This window comes from uncultured Sphingomonas sp., from assembly GCF_964244265.1.
Taxonomy (GTDB): Bacteria; Pseudomonadota; Alphaproteobacteria; order Sphingomonadales; family Sphingomonadaceae; genus Sphingomonas.
The window spans coordinates 1-12,612 of sequence record NZ_CAXTHV010000010.1 but is presented as its reverse complement, the minus strand read 5'-3'; the positions used below and the strand labels follow the sequence as shown (position 1 = coordinate 12,612).

The window sequence follows — 12,612 nt, the reverse complement described above, 5'->3', positions numbered from 1 at the left end:
CAGCCCAACGCGGCCATTTCTATCCTTCCCGGCTCACCAGCAGCTTGTCGATGCGCCGGCCATCGAGATCGACCACCTCGAACCGCCAGCCCTGTTCGACGATGCTCTCGCCCTCCGCCGGCAGGCGGCGGAACTGGGCGAGGGCGAAGCCGGCGGCGGTGGCATAGTCGCGGTCCTCGGGCAGATCGAGGTCGAGCCGCTCGGCGAGCAGGTCCGCCGCCGTTGTCCCGGCGACGAGGAACGATCCGTCGTCGCGGTGGACGATGTCGGGCGACCCCCCGGGGTCGATATCCGAGCGGAATGCCCCAGCGATCGCCGCCAGCAGGTCGGCCGGGGTAACGATTCCTTCGAAATGCCCGTATTCGTCGTGGATCAGCGCCATCGGCACCTCGGCACGGCGCAGCTTTACCAACGCGTCCATCGCGTCGAGCTGGTCGATCACCACCAGCGCCGGGCGCATGAGCGCCCGCAGGTCTAGCGGACCACCGCGCAACACGGCGCCGACGATGTCGCGGGCCTGGACCACCCCGATCACGGCATCGACCGATCCTTCGGCGACCGGCAGGCGGGTATGCGGCGACATGATCAGCCTGGCGCGAATGCCTTCATCGTCGAGATTGACGTCGAGCCAGTCGACTCCGGTCCGGGGCGTCATCACCTCGCGCACCGGGCGGTCGGCGAGCCGCACGACGCCGGAGATGATCGACCGTTCGTGCTCCTCGATCACCCCGGATTTGGACGCCTCGGCGACGATCAGGTGGAGCTCCTCAGCGGTGACATGCTCCTCCGACTCGCGGTCGAGCCCGATCAGGCGGAAGATCAGCCCGCTGATATTGTCGAGCACCCACACCAGCGGCGCGGCAAGACGCGCCAGCCAGGTCATCGGGATCGCCATGGCGGCGGCGATCGGTTCGGGCGTGCGCAGCGCGATCTGCTTGGGCACCAGTTCGCCGAGGATCAGCGAGACAAAGGTGGTGACGCCGATCACCAGCACGAAGCCGACGGTCTGCGCGGTCTCGTGCCCCAGGCCCAGCGGCTCCAGCCGGTCGCCGGTCGGGCCGCCCAGCGCCTCGCCTGAATAGGCGCCCGACAGCACGGCGATCAGGGTGATGCCGACCTGCACCGTCGACAGGAACTTGCCGGGATCGGCGGCAAGATCGATCGCGGCGCGCGCGCCCTTGCTGCCGGTCCGCGCCATTGCCTCCAGCCGCGCCTTGCGCGACGAGGCGATCGACAGCTCGCTCATCGCCAGCACACCATTGACCGCGACGAGCGCGAGGATGATGACAACATCGATCCAGGGATAGGGCTGGAGGGGCGGCATGGCGTGCGGCGACCCTATACGGGCAGGAGCTCGGCGTGCAACTCGATGGACAACCGGACGCCGACATTGCCGAGGTTCCGTGAGCGCGTCGGGAAGGCTCTCGCCATGGCAGGCGTGGGTCTGCGCCCTAGCCGGGTGCCACTCGGCGGCCAGTGACGGCTGAATCTACGGGACCGTCGATATAATCGTTCGGGTCCTTGTTTATCTCGGCAAAGATGATTTCCTCGATCGGGCCGACGAGTGCCTTGATCCTTGTCTCAAAGGCGTCACGGCTTTCATGACCGCAATATGGCGATATCTCGAAGTCCTGATGGAGCGCCTGTAATTTCGCGACCGAACTCTCTTCCCAGACATGATCGGGGATTGCGTACTGATAATGCGTTTTTACCCGGGCCCGCATTTCGACGACAACTGCGGCAAACTCGGTCATGAACGGTGCCCACCACATGTACCATTCTCGAAAAAGGTGCAGGGCATGGTCCTTGTCGACCAGATCACGATCCATGAGAAACTTCACGTTGCGCCAGAACCTTACCCAGGTCGCAAACGCCAGGCTCTCGGACAATTCGGTGATGACGGCAGTTTTCCCGGGATCGGCGTTGTTCTCGTCTTTCTTGTAGGGGATATCATAAGGCTGGTAATGAGGGTGCGTCCGCGGATTGTTTTCGGCGATCGTCAGGCCTCTCGCCCGGCGCCGATAGTTCATCGGCATCCGCATTTCCGCCCCGACTACCTGCGCTCGATAGGCATCAATGCCAGGTAGTGTGGGATCCATCCATTTGAGGGCGACTTCCCAGGCCGGGTACATCACCTTCAGGTAGAATTGCGTGTCGACCAGCTTTTCCGAAAGGCGCACGAGCTCACGGCTTCGTTGCTCGTCCTTGCTTTGTTGCGAGCGTGCCTCCTGCTCCGCCTGCTTCTGCCGCTCCAGACGCCGGGCAAAAACTACCGACAGCAGAAACGCCCAGGCAAAGGTCGCGATACCCAGCAACGACTGGACGACAAAGCCCATGAACGTCGCGAAACTGGCCCAGTCACCTAAAGAATTGCTGTTTGTCAGGAGTGAGTTGAAACTGTGGAAGTACCACAAGACACTCGCCATGGATAATAATGCTATGACTGCGGACAGCACGGCCAGAACCGTTAAAAGAGACGCCGCCCATCGGGACTCTTCCTTGATTTCCTGCCATGGGTTCATGCCATTCCCTGTCAGCCAGATATCGATCTGACCTGATGCCCTCTCCAACATCGCTGCGCAACGGCTAGGCTGGCGACTGAAGCGGTTACCGTCGCGCGGCGAAGAAGTCCCTGAGCAACGCGGCCGCTTCCGCCTCGCCGATGCCGCCATAGACTTCCGGCCGATGGTGGATCGTCGACTGGCCGAACAGGCGCGGCCCGTGGTCGATCGCCCCGCTTTTGGGATCGCCCGCACCGTAATAGAGCCGCGCGATGCGGGCATGGGCGATCGCGCCGGCACACATCGCGCAAGGCTCCAGCGTCACCCACAGGTCGCATTGCCCCAGCCGATCGTCGCCGATCGCCTGCGCCGCCGCACGGATCGCCAGCATCTCGGCATGCGCGGTCGGGTCGTGCAGCGCGCGCGGGGCATTGGCGGCGGTGGCCACGATCGCGCCGTCGAGCACGACCACCGCACCGACCGGCACCTCCCCAGCCGCCGCTGCGCCACGCGCCGCATCAAGCGCGGCACGCATCGGCGCTGGCAGGGGAAAGGCCATGGCCGAGGGCGCGACCGCGGCTATTGCGTATTGGTCACGGGCGCGGGCTCGCCCGGCTTGGTCAGCGTAATCTTGGGCACCGCGATGGTCTTGTTCTCGCTGCCGACATCCAGCGTTGCGACATTGGCGGTCACCTGCGGCGCGCTTCCGCCCTCGACCTTGACCGTCGGCAGCGTACCCGCAGTGCCGTCGAGACGAACCAGGCCGAGCGCCAGCAGGCCGACAAGGACCAAAGCGGCAAGGCCGATCAACACTAACAAGGCGCGCATGAAGTCGTCTCCAGGATCGAATCGTCAGCGTAATAACGCACGCCGCGGGTCGCTGGTTGCATGGTAAAGCCGAGCCGGTTGACCCGCGGGCCTTATCCGGCTATCCGCGCCACCTTTACGGGCTCGGCCCGAAATTCAGGATCCGAATCATGTCGCGTATCTGCGAGCTGACCGGCAAGGGCCGGCAGGTGGGCAACAATGTTTCCCACGCCAACAACAAGACCAAGCGCACGTTCCTGCCCAATCTGCAGAACGTGACGCTGATCAGCGACGCGCTGGAGCGCAGCATCAGGTTGCGCGTGTCGACCCATGGGCTGCGCTCGGTCGAGCATGTCGGCGGGCTCGACAATTGGCTGCTCAAGAGCAGCGACGACGATCTGTCGCTGCGTGCGCGTCGCCTGAAGCGCGATGTCCGCAAGAAGCTGGGCACCGCCGCCGCCGCTGCCTGACGCGGCGGGGCTTCGGCAGCAGTCACGGCTCAAGCCGGAACTTGAGCAGCAATGTCCGCTCCAACGGAAAGAGGTTGTCGTCGCTGACGATCCACAGGATCGTCGCCCCGCCCTCGCGCGTCGCCGCCAGCCCTTCGAAATTGTCGACCGTCAGGGGCGGCGCCAGCCGCGCGATCTCGCGCCCGCGCACGATCGCGCCGGGGCGGATCCCGGCCGGGTCGATCAGCGTCAGCGCCGCCGACCAGGCGAGCGGCGGGGCGAGCCGCCGGTTGAGCACCATGATCCGTCCGTCGGGCAATTGCGTGGCATCGCTCGGGTCAAACCCGGCGGGCGGCAGATAGCCGAAGCGAACCCCGCGACGCGGCATCGCCACCGGGTCGCTGGCGAACATCAGCGCGACGCGCGCCTCGCTGCCGGGCAGCTGCTGGGTCTCGGCGATGGTCAGCATGCGCCCGTCGCGCAGGCGGACCAGCGATTCCGGCCCGCCATTGCTGTCCCATTTGGCCATTGCCGGCGGCGCCGCCCCCACGGCGGGCAGGCGCAAGCCCGGAGCATAGCGCCAGATCTCGTTGAAATTCTCGAACCCGATCCAGGCGCGCCCCGCGGGATCAAGCGTCATCGATTCGCTGTCGCGGCTCCTCTTCGACCAGCCCCGGCCGGGCCCGGCGGGCAGATTGTCGAACGCGACGTCGCCGATCGCAAACCGCGCATCCATCCGGAACCGCACGATATTGCCGCCATCGCTGAGCAACACGAAGCGGTCGCCGCGCACCGACAGCGACGAGAAGCCGCCGAACGCGCCGTCGTCGCTGTGCAGCGCCACCCCGCCCAAGAAGGTCAGCGATCCGATCCGGCGCTCATCCGGCCGGCCGGGATAAAGGTCGACCCACGTCGCGCTCATCCCCGATCCGGCGCTGAGCAAGGGTCCGCGTGACGGCCCCGAATAGCTCTGGACCAGCGCGAGCGACAGGAGAATTAGGAGCTTTGCAAGACGGAACACCGCCGACCGTCATAGCGACCGTCGGCGGCAAGGCGAGCGCTGATCCGCCTGCCAATGCCTGCCGGATGCTGAACGTCCGATAACGACGTCATTCAGCCTCCGCTCAACGCGGATCGGCCAGAACCGGATATCGATTGCAAGGCTCCGGCCGCACGATTTCTCCCGCGTCTCGTATTCCGGGAGTATCGAGCCCTCGCGTAGCGTTGGAGGGCGGAGGGTCGGCTCGCGAGAGCCGACCCTCTTGTTATGAGCAGGGCCGGCACCGCACGAAACTCGCTCTTCCGCGATTTTCAAACGGACTCTCTCAATACATGTGCTGGCCGCCGTTGATGCTCAGCGTCGATCCGGTCACGAAGCCGCCGCCGTCCGAACACAGGAACGCGACGCCGCGCGCGATCTCGGTGGCCTGGCCCAGGCGGCCGACCGGGATCTTGGCGACGATCTTTTCCAGCACGTCGGGGGGCACCGCCGATACCATGTCGGTGTCGATATAGCCCGGCGCGATCGCATTGACGGTAATCCCCGCCCGCGCGCCTTCGAGCGCCAGCGCCTTGGTAAAGCCGTGAATGCCGGCCTTGGCCGCGGCATAGTTCACCTGGCCATATTGCCCGGCCTGGCCGTTGATCGACCCGATATTGACGATCCGCCCCCATTTGCGATCGCGCATGCCGGGGAAGACCGCCTTGGCCATGTTGAAACACCCGCCCAGATTGGTGTCCATGACCTCCCTCCACATTTCATGGGTCATCTTCATCAGCGTGCCGTCGCGGGTGATGCCGGCATTGTTGACGACGACATCGACCGGGCCCAGTTCGGCCTGGACCCTGGCGACACCCTGCTGGCAGGCATCGTAATCGGCGACATCCCATTTATAGGTGGCGATGCCGCTGCGGTCGGCGAACGCGCGGGCACGATCGTCATTGCCGCCATAGGTGGCGGCCACGGCCATGCCCATTTCCGCCAGCGCAAGGCTGACGGCCTCGCCGATCCCGCGCGTTCCTCCGGTAACGATTGCGACCCGAGCCATCTGTCTCTCCCGCCGCCCATGATTCGGGCTGTTCCAGTCCATCCAGCCGCTAAACGGCGGCGATCCAGCCGGCAAGCTGTTGTGCAACGATGCTGCGCAGCATCGCGGCACCGTTGTCGCTGTCGTTGAGGCAAGGGATATAGGCGAAGTCCGTGCCACCTGCGGCCAGGAAGGTCTCCTGCCCCCGGATCGCCAGTTCCTCCAGCGTTTCCAGGCAATCGGCGGCAAAGCCTGGCGCCATGATCGCGACGCGCGTCACGCCCTGCGCGGGCAGCGCGGCAAGCGTGCGATCCGTCGCCGGCTCAAGCCATTTGGCCCGGCCGAACCTGGACTGAAAGGTGATCGTCAGGTCACGGCCCAGCGCCTCGCCCAGCAGCCGCGCGGTCTTCTGGCAGTGGCAATGATACGGATCGCCCAGCGCCAGCGTGCGCGCCGGCATGCCGTGAAAGCTCGCGATCACCGCCTGCGGCTCGAACGTCAGCGCCGCAATCCCCTCGTCGACGCTGGCCGCGAGCGCCGCGATATAGCGGGGATCGTCGTGATAGGGCGGCAACGTCCTTAGCGCCGGCTGCCACCGCATCCCCGCCAGCGCCGCGAACGCCCGGTCATTGGCGGTCGCGGTCGTTGCTGCGCAATATTGCGGATAGAGCGGCGCGACCAGGATGCGCTCGCACCCCTGGTCCTTCATCGCGGCCAGCCGGTCGCCGATTGCCGGGCGGCCGTATCGCATCGCCCAGTCGACGATCACGCCGTCGCCGAACGCGCCGTCCAGCGCGCGCGCCTGCGCGGCGGTGATCGCCGCCAGCGGCGAGCCGTCGTCGCGCCAGACCTGGGCATAGGCATGCGCCGACTTCCTGGGCCGGGTGCGCAGGATGATGCCGCGCAGGATCGGCTGCCACAGCAGCGGGCTGATCTCTACCACCCGGCGATCGGACAGGAACTCGCCCAGATAGCGCCTGACCGCGCGTGGCGTGGCGTCGTCCGGGGTGCCCAGATTGACCAGCAGGACGCCGATCCGGGCAGGCGGGACGGCCGGGTGGTCGGGCGGGGCAATCATGCGTCGCCGACCCGCAACGGCAGGCTGCGGATGCGCAGGCCCGTCGCCGAACGCAGCGCGTTGGCGATCGCCGGTGCGACCGGGGGCACGGCAAGCTCCGAGACGCCGCCGGGATCGGCCTCGCTGGGGATCATCTCGACGGTGATGTCGGGGACGTCGGCGAGCCGCGGCAGGCCGATGTCGCCAAACCCCCGCGCGCTGCCCAGCCCCTTGCGCCAGCGCGTCGACGCGCCCAGCGCCGTCGCCATGCCGAACACCAGTCCGCCCTCGATATTCTGGCGGACGATGTCGGGATTGACCTGACGCCCGCAATCGACCGCGGCGACGATGCGGTCGACGCCGATCGTCTGGTCCTCGTCGACCCGCGCCTCGGCCAGCACCGCGATGTGGCTGCCACGAAAGCTGTGGCAGGCGATGCCCTGCCCGCTGCCGGGAATGCCGCCCTGCCAGCCGCCCAGCGCGGCGGCGGTCGACAGGCACCGCGCCAGCCGCGCGTCGCCGCCCAGCATGCCGATGCGGAACGACAGCGCCTCGGTCTGCGCGGCATGCGCCAGTTCGTCGATGAAGCATTCGGTGAAGAAGCAGGTATAGCCGTGTGCCCCGCCGCGCAGATGCCCGGTCGGCACGCCGATCTCTGCGGCATGATGATCGACCGCGTAGGACGGGATCTGGTAGAACGGCACCGCCCCCGCGACCGCATAGCCGTCGCCCTTGCCGGCGATTGCCAGCGCGGCGGCGGCGGCGGGATCGCCCGCCAGCAACCGTCGGGCCAGTTCATGACCCGTCGCGGGCGCCGCGATCTTCGCCAGCCAGCCCAGGATCCGGCCGTTGCCGTCCAGCCGCGCCGCCAGCCGTGCCACCGCCGGCGCGCGCACGGCATCGTGCAGGCTGGTCTCGCCGCGCGACCAGGTCAGTTGTACCGGGCGCTTCAGCCGCTGCGCCAGGATCGCCGCCTGGACCGCCGCCTGGTGCTCCAGCCCGGCGCCGAAGCCGCCGCCGACCGGCATCGGATGGACGATCACCGCACGTTCGCGCATGCCCGTTGCCGCCGCCGCCGCGGCGCGGGCCAGCCCCGGCGCCTGGGTCGGCAGCCATAGCTCCAGCACATTCTCGCGCAGCGCCGCGGTCGCCGTCACCGGCTCGATCGCGGCATGGAGCGCGGCGTCGGCGCGGTAGGTCGCGGTGATCACCTGCGCGCCGCGAAACGCCGCCCCGACATCGCCCGCCGAGGCCATGCGCCGGCCCTCGCCATCGAGCGCGCCGGCCAGGGCACGGTCGATCGCGCGGCTGTCGGCCAGTGGACGTGGCGTCTCGAACCGCGGATGCAGCGCCTCCAGGCCGCGCTGCGCCGCCCAGGAATTGCTGGCGACCGCGGCCACCCAATGCTGGCTTTCGACCACCTCCAGCATCCCGCGCACGCGGTCGGCCGCCGCGCGATCGAGCGCGACCAGCCGGCTGTCGCCGGCCGGCCCCTGGCGCGTCGCGGCAAAGACCATGTCCGGCAGGCGGATGTCGGCGGCGAAATTGGCCGATCCGTCGATCTTGGCCGGGCTGTCGAGCCGCGGCAGCGACCTGCCCGTCAGACGATGCTCGTCGCGGCCGCGCAACGGCAGCGGGTCGGGGATCGCGAACCGCGCCGCCGCCGCCGCCAGGTCGGCGAAGCGCAGCCGCTCGCCGCCATGCGCGACAAACCCGTCGGCGGTGGCGCACGACCGCCAATCGGTATTCCAGCGCGCCGCCGCCGCCTGTTGCAGCAGCGCCCGCGCGCCCGCGCCGGCGAGGCGCAGGTCACGCTCGAACCGACGCAGCGATGTCGACCCGCCGGTCAGCATCAGCGCGGTGCGCGTCGCGTGGTCGTCGCGGACCGCATCCGGCACCCGATCGAACGCGCCGTCGAACAATTCCGCGGCGGCCAGCGGATTGGCATAAAGCGGGTTGAGCGGCGCCGGCTCGACCGCGACCGTCCGCCAGTCGGCTCCCAGCTCATCGGCGACGATCTGCGACAGGGTGGTATAGACGCCCTGGCCGTGTTCGGCCTGGGGCACGGCGACGGTGACGCGGCCGTCCTCGGCGATCTTCAAATACGCGCCGAAGACATGCTCGCCCTCGGCCGGGGTAAGGTTTGCGCGATAGGCGCGCGGCCACGCCGCCCAGGCGACGATCAGCCCGATCCCCATTCCGCCGCCGACCAGCAACTGGCGCCGCGAAACGAACGAGCGGTAGGGTGCGGGGGAAGTCACGGCCACCCGCCGCGCTTAACAGGTCAGGGCGCCGCCGGGAAAGGCTGAGCGTAAGCGTCGGCTCAATCCTCCCCGTGCAAGGGAGAATGCGGACCCCCAATGCGTCTTTACTTGGTCTTGCCGGCCGCGCCGCTTATGGAAGCGGCAAAGCCCTGGGGAACCGCCTTGATCCATCCTGCCCTTGCCGCGCTGGTCACGGCGATCGACTTCAACGCCCTGCACCTCGACCCGGTGCTGCTCCACATCCACCTGTTCGGGCGCGACCTGTTCGACATCAAATGGTATTCGATCGCCTATATCGCCGGGATCGGCCTCGGCTGGGCGTATCTGATGCGGCTGCTGTCGGTGCCGGGGGCGCCGATGGCACCGCGCCATGCCGAGGATCTGGTGTTCTACGCCACCTTGGGCATCATCCTGGGCGGACGGATCGGCTATGTGATCTTCTACGCGCCGCGGATGTTCCTCAACCCGTTCGACATCGTCAAGCTGTGGGACGGCGGCATGTCGTTTCATGGCGGGGTTCTCGGCACGACGCTGGCGATCGTCGTCTTCTCCCGGCGGCGCGGGCTCAATTGGTTGCGCGTTCACGATTACGTTGCCTGCGTGGCGCCGTTCGGGCTGTTCTTCGGGCGGCTGGCGAACTTCGTGAACGGCGAATTGTGGGGCAAGCCGACCGGCACGACGGGCTGGGGCGTCATCTTCCACGGCACCGCCGGCGACATGCCGCGCCACCCCAGCCAGCTGTACGAGGCCGGGCTGGAGGGCATCGTGCTGTTCTCGCTTTTATGGTTCGCGTTCTGGCGGACCCGGGCCCGCTACGAGCCGGGCAAGCTCGTCGGCCTGTTCCTGGTCGGCTATGGCCTGGCGCGGTTCGTCGTCGAGTTCTTCCGTGAACCCGATGCGCAATTTGCCGGCACGTTGTTCGACAATGGCGGGCTGCACATGGGCCAATGGCTGTGTCTGCCGATGATCCTCGGCGGCATTTACCTGGTCGCGACAGCCGCCGGGCGCCGCAACCGCGTCGAGCCGATCGCCGGGAGCGAAAGCGTCGCCTGACGTGACCGACGCGACGACCATGGCCGACGCGCCGCTCGCCGACCGGCTGGCGCGCGCGATCACGCTGGCCGGACCGATCCCGCTGTCGCACTATATGGCAGCGGCCAACGCGGCTTATTACGCCGGCCGCGATCCTTTGGGCGCGGCCGGCGATTTCGTGACCGCGCCAGAGGTCAGCCAGATGTTCGGCGAGCTGATCGGGCTGTGGGCCGGCGACCTGTGGGATCGCGCGGGTCGGCCGGCAATTGCGTGGGTCGAGCTTGGCCCCGGGCGCGGCACGCTGACGATCGATGCCTTGCGCGCGATGGCGACCGCCGGACTGACGCCGTCGGTCCATTTGGTCGAAACCAGCCCGGTGCTGCGCGCGGCGCAGGCAAGGGCGATTCCCCACGCCACCTGGCATGACGACGTCACCACCCTGCCTGCTGATTTGCCGCTGATCCTGGTCGCCAACGAATTCTTCGACGCGCTACCGATCCGCCAGTTGGTACGCGCGACGGATGGCTGGCGCGAACGGCTGGTGGCATGCCAGGACACGCTGTTCCTGCCGATCGCCGGCCAGCCGGTGCCCGATGCGATCATCCCCGAGGACTTGCGCACCGCGCCGGCAGGATCGGTGATCGAGACATCCCCCGCCAGCGTCGCCATCGCCCGCCAGGTCGCTCAACGCATCGTCGCCCAGGGCGGCGCCGCGCTCGTCGTGGATTACGGCTATGAAGGCCCGGCGCTGGGCGAGACGCTGCAGGCGGTGAGCGGCCACGCCTTTGTCAATCCGTTCGAGGCGCCGGGGACGCGCGACCTGACCGCGCATGTCGATTTCGCGACGCTGGCCGCCGCCGTGGCTGCCAAGGGCGCGGTGCCGACGCCGGCGGTCGGCCAGGGCGCGTTCCTGACCGCGCTCGGCATCGATGCGCGCGCCGCGGCGCTGGGCGCAAGGGTTGCCGACCGGGATCGCATCGCCGCCGACCGCGGCCGGCTGGTTGACCCGGCCGAAATGGGGACGCTGTTCCGGGTCGCCGCCTGGCGCGCACCCGGCTGGCCCGATCCGGCGGGCTTTTCATGATTGCCTATCGCGACGCGACCGCAACGGACGGCGACGAACTGGCGGCGATGGCCCGGCGGTGCTTCACCCAGACGTTCGGCAATCTTTATCGCCAGTCGGACCTCGCCGCATTCCTCGACACGACATTCGGTGCCGCAGGGCTGGTCGGCGATCTGGGCGACCCTGATTACGCGGTCCGGCTCGCGACCGAGGACGAGGCGATCATCGGCTATTGCAAGATCGGTCCGGTCGCCTTCCCCGGCGACTGGCCGCCTCACGCGATCGAGCTACACCAGCTCTATGTCCTGGCGCCCTGGCAGGGTACGGGCGTGGCGGCAACGCTGATGGACTGGGCGGCGGGCCACGCCAGGGCTGTCGGCGCGCGCGAGATGATCCTGAGCGTCTATGTCGACAATCACCGCGCCCGCGCCTTCTACGAACGGCGCGGTTTCCTCGAATTCGGCAAATACGTGTTCATGGTCGGCGACCATGAAGATGACGATCGCCTGATGCGGCTGATGCTGTGACTCGGCTGGTCGAGGTGATCCGCGCCCGCGCGCTGGACGGCGTGGCGCACGGCTTCTCGGGCGGCGCGGCGGCGTATCGCGCGGCGCCTATGCCGGGCTCAACGTGGGGCTGGGGTCGGCGGACGACCCCGCCGCGATCGCCGAGAACCGACGGCGGGCGGTGGCGGCGGCGCTGCCAGGCGCCGCGCTGGTCACCCCGTTCCAGATCCATTCGTCCGACGCGGTCACGGTCGTGGCGGCATGGGAGGAGGACGTCCGGCCGCATGCCGATGCCGTGGTTACCGACCGCCCCGGGCTGGCGCTGGGCGTGCTCACGGCCGATTGCGCGCCGGTGCTGCTGGCCGACCGCGAGGCAGGCGTGGTCGCTGCCGCCCATGCCGGATGGAAGGGCGCGCTGGGCGGCGTCACCGATACGACGTTGCTGGCGATGGAGCGGCTGAGCGCGCGCCGCGAGCGGATCGTCGCCACGATCGGCCCGTGCATCGCCCGCGCCAGCTACGAAGTCGACGACGCGTTCCTCCGCCGCTTCGCCGAGGCCGAGGCCGAGGCCGCCAATGAACGCTTCTTTGCCGGCGGCAGGCCCGGCCGCCATCAGTTCGACCTTGAAGCCTATGTCGTCCACCGCCTTGCTGCCGCGGGGATCGGGCGGGTGGAGGCGCTGGGGCTCGACACCTATGCCGACGAGGATCGCTTCTTCAGCTATCGCCGTGCGACGCACCGGGGCGAACCGGCTTATGGCCGGCAGCTCTCGCTCATTGGGCTAAGCGTCTAAGCCGTCATGGCCTCCAGCAGCACGAGACCCAGCGTGTCACGGTAGAAGCCGATCGCACGATTGAACCGCCCCGGGTTTGTCGGAGGCCCTAACTCCTGAGAGGAAGGGGCTAT

Annotated in this window: 12 protein-coding genes and 1 pseudogene; 5 read left to right on the top strand and 8 right to left on the bottom strand. The window is 68.2% G+C overall.

Going from position 1 to position 12,612, the window contains the following annotated elements; all coding sequences use genetic code 11:
• Positions 1–19: 19 nt before the first annotated feature.
• The 4 genes from ACFE7K_RS05745 to ACFE7K_RS05730 all read right to left on the bottom strand — a co-directional run bounded on the left by ACFE7K_RS05745 (position 20) and on the right by ACFE7K_RS05730 (position 3,329).
• Positions 20–1,324 carry a hemolysin family protein gene (locus tag ACFE7K_RS05745; protein WP_375397216.1) on the bottom strand — a complete coding sequence of 435 codons (1,305 nt, stop codon included), beginning with the start codon at positions 1,322–1,324 and terminating at the stop codon, positions 20–22.
• Positions 1,325–1,451: 127 nt separating this feature from the next.
• Positions 1,452–2,522, bottom strand: a complete 1,071-nt coding sequence (locus ACFE7K_RS05740; RefSeq protein ID WP_375397215.1) for a hypothetical protein — start codon at positions 2,520–2,522, stop codon at positions 1,452–1,454.
• 85 nt (positions 2,523–2,607) lie between these two features.
• Entirely contained in the window at positions 2,608–3,036 is a 429-nt protein-coding gene (locus ACFE7K_RS05735) for a nucleoside deaminase (protein ID WP_375397214.1), read from the bottom strand.
• Positions 3,037–3,080: 44 nt separating this feature from the next.
• On the bottom strand, positions 3,081–3,329 hold the full coding sequence (locus tag ACFE7K_RS05730) for a hypothetical protein (RefSeq protein ID WP_375397213.1): 249 nt from the start codon (positions 3,327–3,329) through the stop codon (positions 3,081–3,083).
• Between the two features lie 149 nt (positions 3,330–3,478).
• On the opposite strand from ACFE7K_RS05730, the gene rpmB reads away from it, so the two are divergent.
• Positions 3,479–3,778 (top strand): 50S ribosomal protein L28, encoded by a 300-nt coding sequence (gene rpmB, locus ACFE7K_RS05725; protein WP_375397212.1) that lies wholly within the window; start codon positions 3,479–3,481, stop codon positions 3,776–3,778.
• A 22-nt stretch (positions 3,779–3,800) separates the two neighbouring features.
• On the opposite strand, the gene ACFE7K_RS05720 is transcribed toward rpmB, so the two are convergent.
• The 4 genes from ACFE7K_RS05720 to ACFE7K_RS05705 all read right to left on the bottom strand — a co-directional run bounded on the left by ACFE7K_RS05720 (position 3,801) and on the right by ACFE7K_RS05705 (position 9,039).
• The gene (locus ACFE7K_RS05720; RefSeq protein WP_375397211.1) at positions 3,801–4,778 is read right to left on the bottom strand and encodes an esterase-like activity of phytase family protein; all 978 of its coding nucleotides are present in this window, start codon (positions 4,776–4,778) and stop codon (positions 3,801–3,803) included.
• A gap of 304 nt (positions 4,779–5,082) precedes the next feature.
• A complete protein-coding gene (gene phbB, locus ACFE7K_RS05715; RefSeq protein ID WP_375397210.1) occupies positions 5,083–5,805 on the bottom strand; it encodes an acetoacetyl-CoA reductase in 723 nt (240 codons plus the stop codon).
• A gap of 49 nt (positions 5,806–5,854) precedes the next feature.
• Positions 5,855–6,862, bottom strand: a complete 1,008-nt coding sequence (hemH, locus tag ACFE7K_RS05710; RefSeq protein WP_375397209.1) for a ferrochelatase — start codon at positions 6,860–6,862, stop codon at positions 5,855–5,857.
• Positions 6,859–9,039 carry a molybdopterin cofactor-binding domain-containing protein gene (locus ACFE7K_RS05705; protein WP_375397285.1) on the bottom strand — a complete coding sequence of 727 codons (2,181 nt, stop codon included), beginning with the start codon at positions 9,037–9,039 and terminating at the stop codon, positions 6,859–6,861. The genes hemH and ACFE7K_RS05705 overlap by 4 nt, the downstream gene beginning before the upstream one ends.
• Before the next feature lie 198 nt (positions 9,040–9,237).
• On the opposite strand from ACFE7K_RS05705, the gene lgt reads away from it, so the two are divergent.
• The 4 genes and pseudogenes from lgt to pgeF all read left to right on the top strand — a co-directional run bounded on the left by lgt (position 9,238) and on the right by pgeF (position 12,499).
• Entirely contained in the window at positions 9,238–10,158 is a 921-nt protein-coding gene (gene lgt, locus ACFE7K_RS05700; protein ID WP_375397208.1) for a prolipoprotein diacylglyceryl transferase, read from the top strand.
• A gap of 1 nt (position 10,159) precedes the next feature.
• Positions 10,160–11,221 carry a class I SAM-dependent methyltransferase gene (locus tag ACFE7K_RS05695; protein WP_375397207.1) on the top strand — a complete coding sequence of 354 codons (1,062 nt, stop codon included), beginning with the start codon at positions 10,160–10,162 and terminating at the stop codon, positions 11,219–11,221.
• Positions 11,218–11,727 (top strand): GNAT family N-acetyltransferase, encoded by a 510-nt coding sequence (locus ACFE7K_RS05690; protein WP_375397206.1) that lies wholly within the window; start codon positions 11,218–11,220, stop codon positions 11,725–11,727. Before ACFE7K_RS05695 ends, ACFE7K_RS05690 begins: the two co-directional genes overlap by 4 nt.
• Positions 11,724–12,499: pseudogene (gene pgeF, locus ACFE7K_RS05685) on the top strand (peptidoglycan editing factor PgeF). Before ACFE7K_RS05690 ends, pgeF begins: the two are co-directional and overlap by 4 nt.
• The last annotated feature ends 113 nt before the right edge of the window (positions 12,500–12,612 follow it).